Source organism: Photobacterium frigidiphilum (assembly GCF_003025615.1).
GTDB classification, from domain to species: domain Bacteria; phylum Pseudomonadota; class Gammaproteobacteria; order Enterobacterales; family Vibrionaceae; genus Photobacterium; species Photobacterium frigidiphilum.
Window position 1 is genome coordinate 147,268 of sequence record NZ_PYMJ01000004.1, and the last position, 18,162, is coordinate 165,429.

General features: G+C 41.3%; 19 protein-coding genes and 1 pseudogene. 14 read left to right on the top strand and 6 right to left on the bottom strand.

The genetic code is table 11. The annotated features are described in order from the left end of the window. Positions 1-34: 34 nt before the first annotated feature. From C9J12_RS05650 to C9J12_RS05675, 6 genes are all read left to right on the top strand, one after another. A complete protein-coding gene (locus C9J12_RS05650; RefSeq protein ID WP_107241827.1) occupies positions 35-316 on the top strand; it encodes a hypothetical protein in 282 nt (93 codons plus the stop codon). A gap of 7 nt (positions 317-323) precedes the next feature. After that, positions 324-983, top strand: coding sequence for a DNA-methyltransferase (locus C9J12_RS05655; RefSeq protein WP_107241828.1), 660 nt, complete (start codon positions 324-326; stop codon positions 981-983). A gap of 10 nt (positions 984-993) precedes the next feature. Beyond that, positions 994-1,941, top strand: a complete 948-nt coding sequence (locus C9J12_RS05660) for a 5'-nucleotidase (RefSeq protein ID WP_107241829.1) — start codon at positions 994-996, stop codon at positions 1,939-1,941. A gap of 116 nt (positions 1,942-2,057) precedes the next feature. Further along, a complete protein-coding gene (locus C9J12_RS05665) occupies positions 2,058-3,059 on the top strand; it encodes a S66 family peptidase (protein WP_107241830.1) in 1,002 nt (333 codons plus the stop codon). 26 nt (positions 3,060-3,085) lie between these two features. Next, complete coding sequence (locus C9J12_RS05670) at positions 3,086-3,508, top strand: GNAT family N-acetyltransferase (RefSeq protein ID WP_107241831.1); 423 nt, start codon at positions 3,086-3,088, stop codon at positions 3,506-3,508. A 245-nt stretch (positions 3,509-3,753) separates the two neighbouring features. Further along, positions 3,754-4,464 carry a pseudouridine synthase gene (locus C9J12_RS05675; protein ID WP_107241928.1) on the top strand — a complete coding sequence of 237 codons (711 nt, stop codon included), beginning with the start codon at positions 3,754-3,756 and terminating at the stop codon, positions 4,462-4,464. 230 nt (positions 4,465-4,694) lie between these two features. Here C9J12_RS05675 and C9J12_RS05680 read toward each other — a convergent pair whose 3' ends face one another. From C9J12_RS05680 to C9J12_RS05690, 3 genes are all read right to left on the bottom strand, one after another. Beyond that, the gene (locus tag C9J12_RS05680; RefSeq protein ID WP_107241832.1) at positions 4,695-5,015 is read right to left on the bottom strand and encodes a hypothetical protein; all 321 of its coding nucleotides are present in this window, start codon (positions 5,013-5,015) and stop codon (positions 4,695-4,697) included. 90 nt (positions 5,016-5,105) lie between these two features. After that, positions 5,106-5,291 (bottom strand): hypothetical protein, encoded by a 186-nt coding sequence (locus tag C9J12_RS05685; protein WP_107241833.1) that lies wholly within the window; start codon positions 5,289-5,291, stop codon positions 5,106-5,108. 264 nt (positions 5,292-5,555) lie between these two features. After that, positions 5,556-6,428 carry a spermidine synthase gene (locus tag C9J12_RS05690; protein ID WP_227876285.1) on the bottom strand — a complete coding sequence of 291 codons (873 nt, stop codon included), beginning with the start codon at positions 6,426-6,428 and terminating at the stop codon, positions 5,556-5,558. A gap of 248 nt (positions 6,429-6,676) precedes the next feature. Here C9J12_RS05690 and C9J12_RS05695 point away from each other — a divergent pair, with 248 nt between their 5' ends. Beyond that, positions 6,677-6,925: a DUF3297 family protein gene (locus C9J12_RS05695; protein ID WP_107241834.1), complete on the top strand. Its 249-nt coding sequence runs from the start codon at positions 6,677-6,679 to the stop codon at positions 6,923-6,925. 249 nt (positions 6,926-7,174) lie between these two features. Here the strand turns inward: C9J12_RS05695 and C9J12_RS05700 are convergent. Then, positions 7,175-7,363, bottom strand: a pseudogene (locus C9J12_RS05700) (hypothetical protein); the annotation flags it as partial. A gap of 114 nt (positions 7,364-7,477) precedes the next feature. Here C9J12_RS05700 and C9J12_RS05705 point away from each other — a divergent pair. The 7 genes from C9J12_RS05705 (at position 7,478) to C9J12_RS05735 (ending at position 17,143) form a co-directional block, all read left to right on the top strand. Beyond that, positions 7,478-7,873 carry a VOC family protein gene (locus C9J12_RS05705; RefSeq protein ID WP_107241835.1) on the top strand — a complete coding sequence of 132 codons (396 nt, stop codon included), beginning with the start codon at positions 7,478-7,480 and terminating at the stop codon, positions 7,871-7,873. A gap of 367 nt (positions 7,874-8,240) precedes the next feature. Beyond that, the gene (ygfK, locus tag C9J12_RS05710; RefSeq protein WP_107241836.1) at positions 8,241-11,384 is read left to right on the top strand and encodes a putative selenate reductase subunit YgfK; all 3,144 of its coding nucleotides are present in this window, start codon (positions 8,241-8,243) and stop codon (positions 11,382-11,384) included. A gap of 15 nt (positions 11,385-11,399) precedes the next feature. Next, complete coding sequence (gene ssnA / locus C9J12_RS05715) at positions 11,400-12,728, top strand: putative aminohydrolase SsnA (RefSeq protein WP_107241837.1); 1,329 nt, start codon at positions 11,400-11,402, stop codon at positions 12,726-12,728. 14 nt (positions 12,729-12,742) lie between these two features. After that, on the top strand, positions 12,743-14,917 hold the full coding sequence (locus tag C9J12_RS05720; RefSeq protein WP_107241838.1) for a xanthine dehydrogenase family protein molybdopterin-binding subunit: 2,175 nt from the start codon (positions 12,743-12,745) through the stop codon (positions 14,915-14,917). Between the two features lie 38 nt (positions 14,918-14,955). Further along, positions 14,956-15,438, top strand: coding sequence for a (2Fe-2S)-binding protein (locus C9J12_RS05725; RefSeq protein ID WP_107241839.1), 483 nt, complete (start codon positions 14,956-14,958; stop codon positions 15,436-15,438). Further along, complete coding sequence (locus C9J12_RS05730; RefSeq protein ID WP_107241840.1) at positions 15,432-16,331, top strand: FAD binding domain-containing protein; 900 nt, start codon at positions 15,432-15,434, stop codon at positions 16,329-16,331. The genes C9J12_RS05725 and C9J12_RS05730 overlap by 7 nt, the downstream gene beginning before the upstream one ends. Before the next feature lie 209 nt (positions 16,332-16,540). Continuing rightward, the gene (locus tag C9J12_RS05735) at positions 16,541-17,143 is read left to right on the top strand and encodes a 2OG-Fe(II) oxygenase (RefSeq protein WP_107241841.1); all 603 of its coding nucleotides are present in this window, start codon (positions 16,541-16,543) and stop codon (positions 17,141-17,143) included. 133 nt (positions 17,144-17,276) lie between these two features. Here the strand turns inward: C9J12_RS05735 and C9J12_RS05740 are convergent, their stop codons facing one another. Next, positions 17,277-17,942 carry an SDR family NAD(P)-dependent oxidoreductase gene (locus C9J12_RS05740; RefSeq protein WP_107241842.1) on the bottom strand — a complete coding sequence of 222 codons (666 nt, stop codon included), beginning with the start codon at positions 17,940-17,942 and terminating at the stop codon, positions 17,277-17,279. A gap of 48 nt (positions 17,943-17,990) precedes the next feature. Further along, complete coding sequence (locus tag C9J12_RS30615; RefSeq protein WP_006231711.1) at positions 17,991-18,131, bottom strand: hypothetical protein; 141 nt, start codon at positions 18,129-18,131, stop codon at positions 17,991-17,993. Positions 18,132-18,162 lie beyond the last annotated feature (31 nt).

Here is an 18,162-nt window from a genome sequence, read left to right on the forward strand (position 1 = left end):
TGATTGATTCACCAATTAATCATAGGAGATAAATATGGCATGTAGTTGCTGCGGTAAATACCTTAATGTTGGAATGATTCATAAAACCGATCTGAATACAGGTCAAAAGCTCAAATCTTGTCCTCATTGTTCTGATGCGAATGGTGGTGAACATGTCTTTCATCCATATCCGTCATCTTTTGGCAAAACGCCAGCTCGTAAGACCGCTCGTAACCCTGATGGCTATCAAAGCTATTGCATAGATTGTCGTAGACTATCGAAAGGTGTAGCCTCTCGGGTATATAAAAATGGACGGCCGTGCAGCGGTTTAGTTTAGGGGTTAAATGCAAGTTTTTAAAGAAGATGCTGTAACTTGGCTTTCAACGCTCGCTGATGCGAGCGTTGATCTTATTGTGACCGATCCTCCATATGAATCATTGGAGAAGCATAGAAAAATAGGTACAACAACTAGGCTAAAAGTCAGTAAGTCTTCGAGTAATCAGTGGTTTGAAATATTCCCAAATAACCGGTTTGAAGAATTCTTGCATCAGGTTTACCGAGTTTTAAAGAAAAACGCTCACTTTTACTTATTTTGTGACCAAGAAACTATGTTCTTTATTAAGCCAATTGCCGAGAAGGTTGGTTTTAAGTTCTGGAAACCAATTATTTGGGACAAGGTTAGCATTGGTATGGGATACCACTATCGAGCTCGACATGAGTACATTTTGTTCTTTGAAAAAGGTAAGCGTAAGTTAAACGATTTAGGTATACCTGACATTCTGGAATTTAAGCGTGTTTATCGTGGTTATCCGACTGAAAAGCCAGTAGAACTCATCCAGACTCTTATTTCTCAAAGCAGTGCTAACAATGAGTTAGTTGTTGATCCATTTTTTGGCTCTGGTGCTACTTTGATTGCTGCAAAAAAATCAGATCGCAGGTATATGGGAAACGACATTTCAGATGCTGCTCACGAGCACTTCAGAAGCAGGCTTAGCGAGAATTAAGGAGTTATATATGGCCTATGAGCTGGGTAATCGATTAGTTATTGGCGTTGCTTCTAGTGCAATGTTTGATTTGTCAGAATCCGATCAAGTATTTCGAAATAAAGGCGAAGAAGAATATCGTAAATACCAAACTGAAAATGTAGAGAATCCACTGGATAAAGGGGTTTCATTTTCATTTGTAAAAAGGTTACTTTCACTTAATGATTTAAGTGAAAACCCTGAATCAGATCCGCTGGTTGAAGTTGTTCTATTATCTAGAAATGACCCTGATACAGGGCTTCGGGTTATGAAGTCAATTAAACATCATAATTTACCCATAACCAGAGCAATATTCATGCAGGGGAAATCACCTTATGAATATATTCCAGCATTGAGTATTTCACTCTTTTTATCTGGTAACGCATCTGATGTTAAAGAAGCTATAGGTATGGGTTATCCTGCTGGTTATGTAATGAAATCTACAATTATTGATGATGATAGTGATGATTTAAGAATTGCATTCGATTTCGATGGGGTTCTTGCTGACGATGAATCAGAAACCGTCATGCATAATACGAATGATTTAAACCAGTTTCATGATTATGAAACAAAAAATGTCCTTCAACCTCATAATCCAGGCCCTCTAAAAGAGTTTCTTGTTAAAATTTCAGCGATTCAGAGAGTTGAAGAGGAAAAGAAAACAATAGATGCTGAATATAAAAATAGATTAAGGGTATCTATTGTTACAGCGAGAAATGCACCTTCTCACGAAAGGGCATTAAATACGCTAAAGGACTGGGGCGTTATGACTAACGATGCTTTTTTCCTTGGGGGTGTAGATAAGGGGCTTATCTTGGGCGTTCTTAAACCTCATATCTTTTTTGATGATCAATCTGGGCATTTAAGTTCGACGAGTTCTGTCGCGCCATCAGTCCATATTCCATTTGGCATTAAAAACGTTGAAGATACTCCGAAGTAGTACGTGTTTTCACTTAAATGCCATAAAGCCATCAACACGAATTATTAGATTCGTCATAGTAATAAACGTGTTCTGCAGGTTACATTACGATTAAATAATCATGGAGGATTTCATTAATGTTAGTACCGAAAGCATTAAAAGTTGGAGATAAAATTGGTTATTTTTCACCATCTTCTCCGGCAACAGTATTTGCACCTAAGCGTTTTGAACGAGCAAAAAGTTACCTAGAAAGTAAAGGGTTCGAGCTTGTAGCTGGTGACTTAACTGGCAAGGCTGATAGCTACCGTTCTGGTTCAATTCAAGAGCGTGCTGAAGAATTGAATACGTTAATTCGAGATCCGAGTATCCGCTGTATTATTTCTACGATAGGGGGAAATAACAGCAATGCTTTACTTCCATATATTGATTACGAGTCTTTGAAACGAGATCCTAAAATCATTATTGGGTACTCAGATGTGACTGCACTTCTTTTGGGTATTTATGCACAAACTGGCCTTGTTACGTTTTATGGCCCTGCATTAGTGGCTTCTTTTGGTGAATTTTCACCATTAGTCGACGAATCATTTCAGTCTTTTAGTGATCTTCTATGTGATTCTTTAATGCATTTTCAATATACGATGCCAAGCTTGTGGACTGATGTAAAAGTTGAATGGGAAAATCAAACATCGTCAAAGCCTGTGTATAAAAATGAATGGCAATTTTTGGGCTCTGGTAAAGTTACTGGGCGCATAATCGGTGGAAATTTAAACACGATGGGCGGTGTTTGGGGTAGTCCATATATGCCCGAAATAGTTGATGGAGATCTGCTGCTAATTGAGGACTCTCTGTTAGGAATCGAAACTGTCGAGCGCTCATTCTCTCATTTAAAAGTATGCGGTGTATTTGATAGGGTGTCTGCCGTCATACTTGGCAAGCACGAACTATTTGATGATAAAGGTACAAATAGAACTCCGCTTGATGTGTTGCTTGAAGTTCTGAATGGTCAGAACATTCCGATTTTTTGTGGTTTTGATAGTTGTCATACCCACCCGATGTTAGTTACTCCAATCGGGGTAAAGGCCACGATAGACTTTGATACAGAAAGTTTCAGCCTGAATGGCCCGTGGGTATCAGCGTAATAGAAAGTAATTTCTATGGAGTAATCATGGTTTTAATTCAAGAGGTTGAAAGTAATTCTCAGTATTTAATTACTTTATATCAATGGTTTGAAAGTGAGTGGGATGATGTTGAACCTTTAGCGTCAATAAAGGATGGGAAAGTAATTCCAAGCCCAATCATTGCCCTAAAAGACGGCGAATTGGTTGGTGGCTTGGTTTTTACTCGTTTTCTATCTCCAATGACTAATAAGCAAGCTGTTTGGATTAATGCCGTTTTTATTAAACCTGAAAATCGTAAACAGGGTATTAGCTCACAATTGATTAATCGTGCGGAGAAATTGGTCGAGAGTATCGGTGAGTCAGAGCTATTGGTTTTTGCTCAAATCCCAGAATTGTATTCAAAGCTAAACTGGCAAGTAATTGAAACGCACGAGGATCATTTCGTACTTAAAAGTGCATTGGTTAAATAAGAACACAGATACAAAGCAATAAATTCTCGCTGAAACGAGCATCTTGAGGTGACTTGGGTATAATTGGTAATTAAGGCGTTCGCACGTGCTATTGCGGCGTTATGTTTCTGGAGAGCGAGTGGGTCTTTAGTTTCAGCATAAAAAATAGAGGAATAGATACACGGTTGTGCGTGAATTTATTGATTTTCAAAAACAGACTTACCTTATCGGTGAATCTTGTATCAAACAGTGATTATAATTATTTCATGAAATCTACTACCAACCGACTTGATCGTTTTATTAGCCAGAATAGTACTTTTTCAATTTCAGATACTCGCCTTTTAATTGCTCAAAAACGGATTCTTTTGGATGGGCATGTGGCGCATTCAAATCAACAGAAAGTGACTAAATTCACTTATGTCGAATTAGATGGTAACTGCTTACAAGATAACAATCCGCTTTATATCATGCTGAATAAACCCAAGGGGGTTGTTAGCGCGACGAAAGACATTAAACATTCTACTGTGTTAGACCTTATTCAGCACCCTCAGAAGAACGAACTGCACATTGTTGGACGCTTAGACTTTAATACAACGGGACTGGTGCTACTGACTAACGATGGGGCATGGTCACGCAAGATCAGTTTACCCGAAACAAAGCTTGCAAAGGTGTATGAGGTTACCTTGTCTAAGCCATTAACTGAAGAATATGTAACTGTATTTCGAGAGGGTATCTATTTTGGTTACGAAGACATTACAACTAAGCCGGCTTGTTTAGAGATACTCTCTGAGTACACCGCTAGGCTCTCACTGGTTGAAGGTAAGTACCATCAAGTTAAACGAATGTTTGGTTTTTTTCAAAACGAAGTGTTGGAGCTTCATCGAGTTTCTGTGGGGAATATTTGCCTAGAGGGGCTTGCAGAGGGGCACAGTAGGCTGCTTACACAAAAGGAGTTGATGACAAATGAAGCCGTATAACAGATAAGGATAGGTGTCGCGAATCGACACCTATCCATTGCCGTTTATTGGTATGCAGCATCAACTCATCAAGATGGCCGGATAAAAGCGATTGAACTACAAAGATATCTTGTGGGGATTCGTAAGTGTTCGGTTCTCAAGTGATATTTTTTAATTAATGCACATCAAACCAAGCATATTACAAAATCAAAAAGAGGGATGAGTGCATTAATTGGTCTATGCAATAATGATTATTTTACATTGTTAAGTTCATTGATTTTTTCTATTAATGGCTCTTTGTGTGTCTTACAATAGGAAACAAACTTTTCTTTTGGTAATAGCATTCTAATAGGCATAGGTAAAAATTCGTAAGTGTTTTCAAAAGCCTTTGTTATAAATTCATCATCATTTATTTTATCACCTGCCAGAGGTATCATACGTTCCAATAAGATGCTTTCAATTTTGGGCCATTGTGATTGAATGATTTCGTTTATCTTTGTTGATCCCATTTCATTGTCGGTATCATTTGAAGAAGATAGCTCTTTTGCTTTGTTTTTTAATATTCCAAACATGATCTGTATTTACCATTAGTAAGTCTTGGGTGGGTTTTAATTTAAGTTTTTAGACGTAACTAAGTAAAGTTAATACTTAGGCATTTATTCTTAAATAGCTCGATATGCGATAGATAGATAATTTTTTTTGTCGGGTGCTTTATCAAAATGGTGAGTAATGCGACGTACCGCACGTGAATAGGCATCAATGGTTGCAGGGCGTTTACCTTGCAGTTCTAAGTTAGTAAGCTGTTGTTCATAAAGAAAATTAGTGCGAAGTTGTTGTTCTGTATCCATAATGATGACTCCATAGTATTGGAGTGTTTTATGCAGTTTTTAATTGGTTTAGGTATTATCGTTGCTGACGGTGTTTTCTATTATTACGTTTTATATTTTCCAGCCATTAACTACTCACCTAGATCTAAGATATAAACATATTTGTTTGTCATGCAATCGAATTTTATTCAAAAGTAAATCAATAATGTCTTAGTGAACATGGAATATATTCTTGGCAACCTTTTGGTAGCCATAAAATATACTCATGTTTAAGCGGCTTATCGATTAAAAATGAGTGTGATCATAACCATGTGTATCCCCGAGTAATTTGGCATAACGTTCCATTGGAATGCTCATTTCCTCTTGCAACCATTTACCTTTAGTCAGTAGTTCTTCTCTTTTTATCGAGGGGATGTCGTTTTTGAATGCGAGTACGATCGTATTTCCACCTTCTACTTCGAAACTGAGTAGTCGGTTTTCAAATTCGCTCGCGAGTAATTCATCTAACTCTTCTCGTAACTTAGGTGCCGTATGGCAGATGTTGAGCACGAGAACACCTTGATTGTTGAGCGCCTTTTTGCAATCACGCAAGTAGGATGATTGTACTTGTTTCGGTTCCATGCCTTCCGAGTTGTAGAGATCTGAAAAGATAATATCGCTTTTCATCTCGGTGTTTTTCATATAGTTCACAGCATCGTCTATATGAATGAAGAGGCGGTCTGTGTCGGGTAAGTAAAAATATTCTTTTGCAACCTTCGCCACTGCTTCACGGTATTCAATCGCGTGTACGTTCAACTCGGAGAAACTATTGAGCAGGTTCTTTGCCATTGAGCCTGCGCCCAGTCCCATGACGGTGGCTGTTTTTACTATGGGGATAAAAAATAAACCTGCCATCATGGCTTGGGTGTAGCCGAGGTGTAATCCATTAATGTTATTTAGCTTCATGCAACTTTGATAGATTTTCCCATCAAAGCTGAGAATCCGGCTGTTCCTTGTTTGGTAAACATAAATTGGGCCGTGCTCATCTTCTGTTGATGAGATGCAGGTTCCACTGATATCCATGATATTTTTAATACCTCTTAAATACGGGTATATAACGGGTAGGGCATTATAACGGAAAATAGGGGCAGGTCTTTTTTTCTTCTTCCGATTTACCATGATTCACCTGAAGCTAAAAGTAGAGATCATACGAAAAATAATACTTTTGACCTTGCCTGTATAAAACAACATCGAGTTGGTTGTGTTTTGACATTCTGACTGAAGCGTATGATTTTATAAAAGAAATCAAGTCACTTCTGGTGTAAGCATGTAATAAATGCATCAATACGATTTATTACTGCAGCTCTTGAGCGTTAGGCCTATATTCTCTACAATAGCGCACTTTTTATTTACGACAGGTCACTAACATGAACGATACTAACTCACGTCCAGCTTTACCGGATCACCTTGCGGGTAATCCTCGTAGCCCACATCATGTAGCAGAAGTTTTCGAGCACGAAATTGGTATCCTGCTTAACGGCAAAGAGCGTTTCGATGTAGAGGAATATTGCATCAGTGAAGGTTGGGTAAAAGTCGCGTCGCACAAAGCGTTAGATCGTCGCGGTCAACCGCTTATGATGACGCTAAAAGGAACTGTTGAAGCGTTTTATAAGTAAGACGTATTGAAAAACCGATAACTTAGTCAACGGTAATCCCCCTGCTTAGTTGGCGCAGTAGTTACGAAGTTTTGCAATACCACTTACGATCAGCACCAAAAAATGGCCTAAAGAAATTTAGGCCCTATGTATTCTTGATATCCAACCAAACATTACTATCTGCAAAGAAAACCGTAACCACGTACACGCCACGGTATATCCCCCGCCTAACATGACGACAATCAACGACTCATCTCTGAGGTGATTGACCAAGCCATTACGCTCAACCCTGACAGTACTCCAAGAAGGGGTGTCGGGTGCTTTATCAAAGTGGCCTGTAATGCGACGCATCACACGTGAATAGGCATCAATGGTTGCAGGGCGTTTACCTTGCAGTTTTAAGTTAGTAAGCTGTTGTTCATAAAGAAAGTCGGCGCGAAGTTGTTGTTTGGCATTCATGATAAATACTCCGCAGTTTTGGTAAGAAGTTTAGTGCGTTTGGCAAGTTAGCCGTGGCACAACTTATGTTCGGCGTTAACCGCTCATTTGGTGTTATTCGAATAAGGAAATCATATGAAAACGAAAGAATTATCTACATGTTTTTGCACAACCAAAGTGGATTCGTGCCGTGAGTACTACATAAAGTATTTTGCAGCGAAAGCCGTTTTTGATTGTGGTTGGTATGTCATATTGAAAATAAATTTAGATGGGCCTCAAATTTGCTTTATTCAACCACAAGAAAATATGCCTGTTTTTGACGGTAAAGGGGTGATGCTAAATTTCAACGTTGATGATGTAGATGCTGAATATTCTCGTCTTACTAAAGCAGGGCTGCAAATTGCCATGCCCCTTGAAGACCATCCATGGGGCGACAGAGGTTTTTCTGTAGTAGATCCAATAGGGAACTCTGTTTACGTTTATTCTGATCGAGAGCCAAGCGGTGAGTTCAAACAATTCTTCAGAGGCTAACATATAAGGATATGTGCCGCGGTCTTATATAACACTATCACTTTGCCCATTATCAAAGTGATAGCGATTTATTAAATTGATAGGAATTAAATGCGTAGTAAGAATCATACTCAATTGGCTGTTTTTGTTATTAATTAACTGAAAATTCAGTCTATTGACCTTAATCACACTCTCTACCTTTCTTTCGACATTCGTCACGAATTTCCTTCTTATTTATCGTGTTTTAAAAGTTTGGCGCAGTAGTTGCTCAATTGAATGCATTACGAGGTAAATCAATGCATTTATCTCACTTTCTGAGCCCTACGCATTGCACGACGAAATGTGCTGGCTGTAATAACAAAAAGAAACAGCATCAAGGAGATTTATCATGGGAGACATCATGCGTCCCGTTCCATTTGGCGAGCTTCTCAATCGTATGTTTAGCGAATACAAAGAGAGCAAGTCAATTTTTGGAATCCCATCGAAGCAGTTTTATCGAAAAGAAAATGCTAAGAGCTTATCCGTTTGGGGCGAACATTGTGAAACACCCGTAGGGCCAGCAGCCGGTCCACACACGCAGTTGGCACAAAACATTGTTTGTTCGTGGCTAGCGGGCGGGCGTTTCATGGAACTTAAAACTGTCCAGAAATTGGATCAGTTAGAAATCGCTAAACCGTGTATTGATGCAGAAGATGAGTGCTTCAATACGGAATGGTCTACCGAATTCACTTTGGTAAAAGCGTACGATGAATACTTAAAAGCGTGGATTGCACTTCACCTACTTGAAGAGGTTTTCGACCCTCGTACAGAAGGGGAAGATAAGTCATTTGTTTTCAATATGAGCGTCGGTTATGACTTGGCCGGTATTGAAACTGCTCCAATGCAAAAATATATCGATGATATGGTCGATTCTAGCCAACATGAAAATTTCCATGCGTATGTTGCAGAGCTAAAAACCTTCATTAACGATCCTGAATTCATTAAAACCTACGGATTTGAGCACCGTCTTGCACGTTTAGAGAGCTTACCTGCGAGTATTTCTACTCAACTAACACGTGGCGTTACTTTATCGACCATGCACGGTTGTCCACCAAATGAAATTGAAGCAATTTGTCGTTACATGATTGCCGATAAACATATCAATACCTTCGTGAAATTAAACCCAACATTGCTTGGTTATACGCGTGTTCGTAGCATTATGGATAACGCTGGCTTTGATTATATTTCCTTAAGTGAAGAGGCATTTAGTCACGATTTACAAATTGAGCCTGCGAAAGCCATGCTTCACCGTTTGGTTGATTTAGGCAAAGAAAAAGGCATCGGTTTTGGTGTTAAATTAACCAACACATTAGGTACGCTGAATAAAAAAGGACGCTTGCCAGACAAAGAAATGTACATGTCTGGTCGTGCTTTGTTCCCATTGTCGATTAATGTCGCGCTCGAATTGTCACGTGAATTTAATGGTACGTTGCCTATTTCATATTCTGGCGGCGCAAGTAAATTCAATATCAAAGAGATTTTTGAAACGGGTATTCGTCCTATCACCATGGCAACCGATCTGTTGAAGCCTGGTGGTTATTTGCGTTTAGCCGATTGTGCCAAAGAGCTGGAAACAAGCAGCGAATGGGGCATGGGTAAAGTTGATTTGGTGAAACTGGAAGCCTTAGCTGCTAAATCATTAGTGGCGGAATACACGCAAAAAGAATGGCGTGGACCAGAAGAAATCAGTGTGAAAAAAGCGCTGCCATTAACCGACTGTTACGTTGCGCCTTGTGTAACGGCATGTCCTATCAGCCAAGACATACCTGAATATATTCGTTTAATGGGTTTAAGCCAGTATACCGAAGCTCTGGAAGTAATTTATTCACGTAATGCGCTACCTGCAATTACTGGGCATATTTGTGATCACCAGTGCCAGTACAACTGTACCCGTCGTGATTACGAAGGTGCATTGAACATTCGTGAAATGAAAAAGGTTGCCCTTGCAAAAGGCTGGGAAGGCTATAAAGCCAAATGGCATGCTCCGGATCTAGACAACGAAAAACACCCAGTTGCCGTGATTGGTGCGGGTCCTTCTGGTTTATCTGCGGCCTACTTTATGGCGCGTGCGGGTCATCCTGTAACTGTTTTTGAGAAAGAACATAATGCAGGTGGTGTGGTTAAAAATATCATTCCTCAATTCCGTATTCCTGCCGAAGTGATTCAACATGATATCGACTTTGTGCAAGATCATGGTGTGAATATCGAATACGGCTGTAATCCGCATATGACGGTGGATACACTGAAATCGAGTGGCTTTAAATATGTATGTTTGGGTATAGGGGCAGATAAAGGCAACCCTATGTCGCTAACGGGTGATAACACCAATGTGTTCAAGTCGTTAGAGTTCTTACGTAGTTTTAATGATGGCGAGTTTACGGCTAGCCCTGGACACGCACCAATGCACGCATTGGGTAAGCATGTTGCCGTTGTTGGCGCAGGCAATACAGCAATGGACAGTGCAAGAGCGGCATTGCAAGTCGATGGCGTTGAAACAGTTACGGTATTGTACCGTCGTACATTGGCTGAAATGCCTGCTTATAAAGATGAATATGATGAAGCCGTTGAAGATGGTGTGAAGTTCATGTTCTTGACTAATCCAGAAGAGTTTAATGCTGACGGTACGGTAGTTGCCCGCGTTATGAAATTGGGTGAGCCTGATGAAAAAGGGCGTCGTCGTCCGGTTGCAACCGATGAAACGGTTGAGCTGCATGTAGATGCGCTTATTACCGCTGTTGGTGAGCAAAGCAATCGAGATGCACTTACCCGTATTGGTATTCCGATGGGCGAAGATGGTTGGCCTGTCGTGAATAGTGAAACAGGTGAAACCAGTGTCGAGAATGTATTCCTAATGGGCGATGCGAGTACAGGCCCGTCATCGATTGTTTCTGCCATTTCTGGTGGACGCAAAGCTGCAACAACGATTCTTGCGCGAGAAGCTCAAAATGATGAGTTAATTGCCGTGAAATCAGATGTGCAAGTGGACGATATTTATGCCCGTAAAGGGGAAATTCAGGTCAAGCTGATTGAAGCTAATACGCTTGAAATTGATGACCATGAAGCGTTTATCCAACAAGAGTCACAGCGTTGCTTAGAGTGCTCGTATGTTTGTAGCAAGTGTGTCGACGTATGTCCTAACCGTGCAAATATTTCTCTACCTATTCCGGGCTTCCGTGATCAGTTCCAAACAATACACCTCGATGCTTACTGTAATGAATGTGGTAACTGTGCCCAGTTCTGCCCTTGGGACAGCAAACCGTACAAAGATAAGTTCACTCTGTTTAACCTACGCGATGATTTTACCAATAGCACAAATGCAGGCTTCTATATCGAAGGAACTGAAGTGCTAGTACGTTCTGAAGGGGAAATTTACACCTTCAGCATCAATGAGCAAAGTGAACTAGATATGCCAGAGTCGTTAGCCGATGAAGCAACCATTATTAGCTACGTGCATGCACATCATAGCTACCTACTTGGCAAAGTGGACGTATAGGTAAGGAGTAAGGGAATGTTATTACTTAAAAACGCAACTGCTGTGCAATTTGAACCTGCATTTATTAAAGAAGGCGTCGATATTGCGATTGATGGCAGCACAATTAAAGAAGTTGGCGCTAATCTTTCAATGAAATATCCAGATGCCATCGTAAAAGAGATGCATGGCAAGCTCGTTATGCCAGGTTTGGTGTGTTCACACAACCATTTCTACTCAGGGTTAGCCCGTGGCGTAATGGCTGATATTAAACCAAGCCCCGATTTTATCTCGATTTTGAAGAATCTATGGTGGCGTATGGATCGCGCCTTAGATGAAGAAGCGGTGTATTACAGCGGTTTAATTTGTTCACTTGAAGCGATTAAAAGTGGTTGTACATCGGTTATCGATCACCATGCTTCACCGAATTACATTGGTGGTTCACTTAGTACGATGCGTAAAGGGTTCATAAAAGCAGGTCTTCGCGGCATGACTTGTTTTGAGACCACAGATCGCAATGGTGGCATGAAAGAGATGATGGCGGGCGTAGAAGAAAATATCGCTTTTGCTCAGCTGATTGATCGTGCAAAAGAAGAAGGCACTGAACCGTATTTGGTCGAAGCCCATATTGGTGCTCATGCACCGTTTACGGTAACTAACGACGGCTTAGCCATGATGGCCGAAGCTGTGCAAGCGACAGGGCGTGGTATTCATGTGCATGTGGCAGAAGATCGCTACGACGTAACGCACAGCCACCATCATTATAGTCAAGATATTGTAGAGCGCTTAGATAGCTTTGGGCTGATTAACGAGAAAACCTTGTTAGCACACGGCTTGTTCTTATCCGATCGTGATATCGATATTCTAAATGCGAAAGATGGTTTCTTGGTGCATAACGCACGTTCAAACATGAACAACAACGTAGGTTATAACAACAAGCTTACTCGTTTCAAAAATGTCGCTTTAGGCACTGATGGAATAGGGGCGGATATGCTTGAAGAATTGAAGTTCTCGTTCTTTAAACACCGTGATGCTGGTGGTCCGTTATGGCCAGACAGTTTCATGAAGAACCTCTGGAATGGTAACGAGATTTTAGCCCGTAACTTTGGTGCTAAGTTCGGTCGACTTGAAGCAGGCAATAAGGCTGATTTAACAATCTTGGATTACACTAGCCCAACGCCATTTGTTGCTGATAACCTTGCAGGTCATGTCGCTTTTGGTATGAATGCGGGTAACGTGAACAGTGTGATGGTGGAAGGGCGCTTCGTATACGAAGACCGTGCATTCCCGTTTGATATCGCGCCCATTTATGCAGAAGCCAGCAAAGTGGCAGAGCGTTTATGGAAAACCATGGATCAATTAGACTAATGTGAGATCCCGTTATGGATACGGTTAATACTAGATTCAAGCTGGCAGAAGCCACTGGAGAAGCGAAGTATATTGCCGACCGCCATTACGAAGGACTATTGGAAGGGCGGTTTTTCCGCTCTTCTTGTTCTAGAGGCGTAATTAAAGCGGTTTATGTGCCGGAATTACCTGAAGGCTACCATTTGTTTGGTGCCAAAGATGTTCCGGGACACAATGTATTGCCGATTGTTGAAATCGATTGGCCAGCATTCGCTGAAAAAGAAGTACGTTACGTTGGCCAAGTGATTTTCCTATTAGTTGGTCCTGTTCCTGATGTTATCGAGCAATTACTGCAACAAATAAAGGTAGAATATTCGCCGCTGACACCTGCTTATACTATTGAACAATCAAAAGCACTTATCGATGGCGCCATTCATTCAACAGACAATGTATTTGATACTCATGCGTTGACAAAAGGTGATATCGACGAGGGCTTTGCACAAGCAGTTACTATTATTGAAGAAACATGCAGTACGGGTTATCAAGAACATATTTACTTAGAAACCCAAGGTGTTGTTGGTTACCCACAAGATGGCAAAGTGGTTATAGAAGGTTCGATGCAGTGCCCGTGGTATGTGCATCACTGTATGGCTGTCGTGCTTGGTCATGATCATGTGCGTGCGATTCAATGCCCAACGGGTGGCGGCTTTGGTGGTAAGGAAGATTACCCTGATGTACTCGCCGGTCCGTTAGCTGTTGCGGTAGAAAAGCTGCAACAACCGATTCGAATTGTATTAGAACGCAGTGAAGATATTGCGTTTACCTCCAAGCGACACCCTGTCGCATTTCACTACCGTACAGGTATTGATAAGCATGGAAACATTGTCGCGATGGACGTGACATTCGATGTAAATTCCGGTGCTTACCTTAGCCTTTCCGGTATTGTGCTTCAGCGTTCGATCACAACTGTCACCAATGTGTACGATATTCCTAATGTACGTGTCGAAGGGCATGCTTGGGCAACCAATACTGTGCCGACAGGTGCATTCCGTGGATTTGGCTCACCGCAGACTTGTTTCTGCATCGAAACTCACCTTAATCACGTTGCAAAGCAATTGGGGCAAGATCCTGCAGCCTTTAAGCAACGTCATTTTTTACAGTCAGACTCGACCACATTAACGGGCGCGAAGATCTTTGGTGATCTGGTGCTCGATCAAATGATGGCACGTATTACTGACTTATCGGACTACTCTCAAAAAACACGATCTTACTTGGATCAAGCGCCGAATACAGCAACCCGTAAAGGGATTGGTATGGCTATTTTCCAGCATGGTTGTGGCTTTGCGGGAGATCTAGAAGATACCTTGGTACGCGCTAAAATACGCCTGATTAAAGAACCTGATGGCAATGTCTATATTTTGGCATCGAACACTGATATTGGTCAGGGGTTAAGCCTAACCTTCTGTAAAATTGTGGCAGATAGCCTCTGCAAACCGCTTGAATCGGTGCACCTAGCCATACCTGATACCGGTGTTGTGCCTGATTCTGGTCCTACTGTTGCTTCGCGCTCTATCGTTATTGTCGGCTATTTACTCGAAAAAGCAGCTGAAAAGCTGAAATCTTGCTGGGTAGAGGGTGAACATCAAGAGCTAGAAGAAGTTTATCGCAAGCCTGACTATCACGTATGGGATCAAAATACGTATCAAGGCAATGCCTACCAAGTGACTAGCTATGGTGTGAATGTCGTGGAAGTTGATGTCGATATGGCAACAGGTGAAACACAAATAACGGGTGCATGGGCGGTATACGATATTGGGCGCGCGATTGATGCTCAGGTATTTAAAGGCCAAATTGATGGCGGGTTAGTGCAAGCTCTTGGCTATGGCAGCTGTGAAAAAATGGAGCTGACTAGCGATGGTGTGTTTGCTCAGAAGACCATGGCTGATTATGTGATTCCAACCGCACTGGATGTGCCATCAATTGAAAGTGATTTGGTGGATAATCCATACCCATATGGCCCTAATGGTGCCAAAGGGGGCGGTGAACTCACTCATAATGGCGGAGCCGCTGCATTTGCCGCTGCTGTTGAGTTAGCGATTGGTAAACCATTTTCATCTATTCCAGTTACGCCCGAAAAAGTATGCGAAGCGCTATATGCAGAAAATACGGCGGTTGTTATAAAAGCGAATGAATCAGGGAGCGCAGTATGAATATCAAGGAGAACAGTATAAATATCAAGGAGAAAAATATGAAAATTGAATTTTTCCTTAATAATGAATGTGTCTCCGTGGATGCAGATCCGATGCAATCATTATTGAATACATTACGCGGTAACCTGAAAAAGACAGCAACGAAAGAAGGTTGTGGTGAAGGTGAGTGTGGGGCGTGTTCTGTTATATTTAATGGACAACTGGTTAACGCTTGCATGATGCCTACTGCGCAAGCGGAAGGCGCAAATATCATGACGCTCGAAGGCTTAAGGCAAACCGCTAAAGGTCAGTGCGTGATTGATGCGCTATTAGAAGCAAAAGGGGTGCAATGTGGGTTTTGTACACCAGGAATGGTCTTAGCGTTGTATGTATTATTAAATGGTCGAAGCGATCCGACACAGCACCCAACTGAAAAAGAAATTCGTACCGCGATTTCAGGTAACCTCTGCCGTTGTACGGGTTATGGGATGATTATCGACGCGGCGAATATTGCGGCCACTAAAGGGGAAGGATTATGGTAACGGTATATCGTCCAGACACTTTAGAACAAGCATTAGACAAATTAGCCGTTGGTGAGCATACCTTATTTTCAGGTGGCACCGATTTAATGGTAAGGCACAGTGCACGACCGGGAATAACCCCTGATTTTAAGCACGATGTTGTCTTTCTTGATGCTATTGAAGAGCTACAACATATAACGCCGATTGAACTAGAGTCTGATTTGGGTACAGAGGCTGGTTTACAGTCTGGTTTATGTCAATCTGGTCTATGTATCGGCGCTGGTGTTAGCTTGCACGATATTGAAATTAATCCGCTAGTGCCAGATGTACTTCGTCAAAGTGTTGCTAATATTGCCGCGCCAGCATTGCGTAACCGCGCCACTATGGCGGGTAATATCTGTAATGCGTCACCCGCTGCAGATTCGTTACCTGCTTTGTATTTGCTTGATGCAAAGCTTGTTCTATCGTCGATTCATGGTCAACGTGAAATGCCGATAGCCAACTTTATTACCGGCCCTGGCAGAACGTGCTTACACCAAGGAGAAGTACTGACCCACGTGGTTATTCCTAAAGCAGATCTTCCCGTTACGTTCTATCACAAAGTCGGCACACGGGCGGCGAATGCTTTAACTAAACTGTCGGTTGCAGGGTTAGCAAAAGTTGAGCAAGGTAAAGTAGTAGATTGGCGAGTCGCGTTTGGGGCTGTGGGTCCAACCGTTGTGCGTAGCACTGTTTTAGAGCAGAAAATCATTGGTCAACCGGTTGAGATGCTACGTGAGCCGTTATTTATTGAAAATATACTGAGCGGCTACAGCAAAGTAATTTGTCCTATCGATGATCAACGTTCGACAGCGCAATATCGGCACAGGGCGTCACTGAATTTATTAGAACGCTGGTTAACTCAACTTGCCTAAGTAATGACCTAACTGTTTGTTCATTTATCGTCTGTTTTATCTTCAAGAGGTTGTTGCTCATGGCAATAGCCTCTTTTATTTTAAGGTGTATAAAGGCAGCTAGAAGCTAGGATTAAAAACGTTCATCATAACCATCAGTAATCTGAATTGTAGGTGAGTGCAGATGATCATATAACGCGCATTATTGAAATACCCATAATGAAAATGTGATGCAAAAGTTAATTGATGCACTAGATAAAAACGGTTACTACATCTGGGATGATTTTATGTCTGCTACGGAGGTTGAACAGCTCAAATCATGTCTGCCTGAAAATTGGAAACAAGCCTGTATTGGGCGTAATGATGACGTTACGCGAATTGAATCAATTCGTAGTGATAAAATTCACTGGCTAGCCTCAAATTTAGGCGAGCCAGTTCAGGTCTTTCTTAATCAAATGGAAAATATTCGTCATGAGGTAAACCAACATTTCTACCTTGGTTTATTTGAGTACGAAGCTCACTTTGCGAAGTATGAAGAAGGGGATTTCTATAAGAAGCACCTTGATTGCTTCCGTGGCAATGAAAATCGCCGATTAACCACTGTTTTTTATATGAACGACAGTTGGACTGAAGAAGATGGTGGCGAGCTGGTTGTTTATGATTTAGATGATAATGTAATTGCTAAATTTCCACCTAAATCTGGTCGCTTGTTTGTGTTTTTATCTGAACAGTTCCCACACGAAGTATTACCTACCAATAAACAGCGATTTAGTATTGCAGGTTGGTTTCGTATTAACGGCGTGAAAGACAATGTTCTCGATATCGCGCGGTAATACCAATCTAGACTAGACAAATATCTGATCATTCACTTATCCAGAATGGTATGAAACGGACTGTGGTAAAGAAATTAATGGGGTCTGCTTTTATTTTAAAATGAACAGAGACCCTATTAAATTGATAACGAATTTAATGGCGATTAATCGTAATATCTGAAACAAAACCGTGTTCAGTACCCACAAGCGCTTGTTTCAGCATGTGTGCGGCTTCTTCTGCTGTCATAAACGAAGAGGTATCAAATTCTTTCCCACTCGTTTTCCAGAAATCAGTTGCCATGCCGCCTGGGTAAACCGCGATAAGTTTCATTGGGCTGCCTTTCAGTTCTAGGCGAACCGATTCAACTAATCCACGTACCGCCCATTTTGCAGCGCAATAGGTTGATTCTTCAGCTTTAGCTGCTTGTGCTGCTGTCGACATTACAATGATTACATTGACTTTATGATTACGGTAACGCTTAACTAATTCGCGTAATAAGAAAATCGTTGAGGTCACGTTGTTTTGAATTAACTGGCTGATTGCTTCAGGATCTTGCTGTTCGATAGGGCCAAAATAACCACTGCCAGCACAATGAATAACAGTATCAGGCACGCACTCTAAAGAATCTAATAGTGCTTCGACGTCTGTGGCTTTACCGAGGTCAGCTTGTTTAACCTGTACTTTTTCTGGCATATTGGCTGCAACGTTTTCAAGGCGTTGTGCATTTCGCCCTGTGATCAGTAATGGTTTTCCTTCAGTGCTGTATAAGTGTGCTAATGCTGCACCTAAACCGCTACTTGCGCCTGTAATTACAATCATAAAATGCCTTTATTAATGGGGTTTTGTTTAAAAAGACAAAGCCACGGTTTAATGATTTTCTTTATCTTCATTCTTTTTGTAATAGTTTTGAATTTTTTGCTCAAAGAACTTAGTTAAAGTTAGGCCTGTCTTCTTTTTGATTAAGGCGGCAATGATAGCCAAAATAATGAATCCAAATACAACGCTCATAACCCCTCCTAGGTGTACCTATGTTACTTGT

What these genes read in the sequence shown, in the direction of transcription:
- C9J12_RS05650 (WP_107241827.1), top strand. Translation starts at nt 35, where the DNA reads ATGGCATGTAGTTGCTGCGGTAAATACCTTAATGTTGGAATGATTCAT.
- C9J12_RS05655 (WP_107241828.1), top strand. Translation starts at nt 324, where the DNA reads ATGCAAGTTTTTAAAGAAGATGCTGTAACTTGGCTTTCAACGCTCGCT.
- C9J12_RS05660 (WP_107241829.1), top strand. Translation starts at nt 994, where the DNA reads ATGGCCTATGAGCTGGGTAATCGATTAGTTATTGGCGTTGCTTCTAGT.
- C9J12_RS05665 (WP_107241830.1), top strand. Translation starts at nt 2,058, where the DNA reads ATGTTAGTACCGAAAGCATTAAAAGTTGGAGATAAAATTGGTTATTTT.
- C9J12_RS05670 (WP_107241831.1), top strand. Translation starts at nt 3,086, where the DNA reads ATGGTTTTAATTCAAGAGGTTGAAAGTAATTCTCAGTATTTAATTACT.
- C9J12_RS05675 (WP_107241928.1), top strand. Translation starts at nt 3,754, where the DNA reads ATGAAATCTACTACCAACCGACTTGATCGTTTTATTAGCCAGAATAGT.
- C9J12_RS05680 (WP_107241832.1), bottom strand. Translation starts at nt 5,015, where the DNA reads ATGTTTGGAATATTAAAAAACAAAGCAAAAGAGCTATCTTCTTCAAAT.
- C9J12_RS05685 (WP_107241833.1), bottom strand. Translation starts at nt 5,291, where the DNA reads ATGGATACAGAACAACAACTTCGCACTAATTTTCTTTATGAACAACAG.
- C9J12_RS05690 (WP_227876285.1), bottom strand. Translation starts at nt 6,428, where the DNA reads ATGGTAAATCGGAAGAAGAAAAAAAGACCTGCCCCTATTTTCCGTTAT.
- C9J12_RS05695 (WP_107241834.1), top strand. Translation starts at nt 6,677, where the DNA reads ATGAACGATACTAACTCACGTCCAGCTTTACCGGATCACCTTGCGGGT.
- C9J12_RS05705 (WP_107241835.1), top strand. Translation starts at nt 7,478, where the DNA reads ATGAAAACGAAAGAATTATCTACATGTTTTTGCACAACCAAAGTGGAT.
- ygfK (WP_107241836.1), top strand. Translation starts at nt 8,241, where the DNA reads ATGGGAGACATCATGCGTCCCGTTCCATTTGGCGAGCTTCTCAATCGT.
- ssnA (WP_107241837.1), top strand. Translation starts at nt 11,400, where the DNA reads ATGTTATTACTTAAAAACGCAACTGCTGTGCAATTTGAACCTGCATTT.
- C9J12_RS05720 (WP_107241838.1), top strand. Translation starts at nt 12,743, where the DNA reads ATGGATACGGTTAATACTAGATTCAAGCTGGCAGAAGCCACTGGAGAA.
- C9J12_RS05725 (WP_107241839.1), top strand. Translation starts at nt 14,956, where the DNA reads ATGAAAATTGAATTTTTCCTTAATAATGAATGTGTCTCCGTGGATGCA.
- C9J12_RS05730 (WP_107241840.1), top strand. Translation starts at nt 15,432, where the DNA reads ATGGTAACGGTATATCGTCCAGACACTTTAGAACAAGCATTAGACAAA.
- C9J12_RS05735 (WP_107241841.1), top strand. Translation starts at nt 16,541, where the DNA reads ATGCAAAAGTTAATTGATGCACTAGATAAAAACGGTTACTACATCTGG.
- C9J12_RS05740 (WP_107241842.1), bottom strand. Translation starts at nt 17,942, where the DNA reads ATGATTGTAATTACAGGCGCAAGTAGCGGTTTAGGTGCAGCATTAGCA.
- C9J12_RS30615 (WP_006231711.1), bottom strand. Translation starts at nt 18,131, where the DNA reads ATGAGCGTTGTATTTGGATTCATTATTTTGGCTATCATTGCCGCCTTA.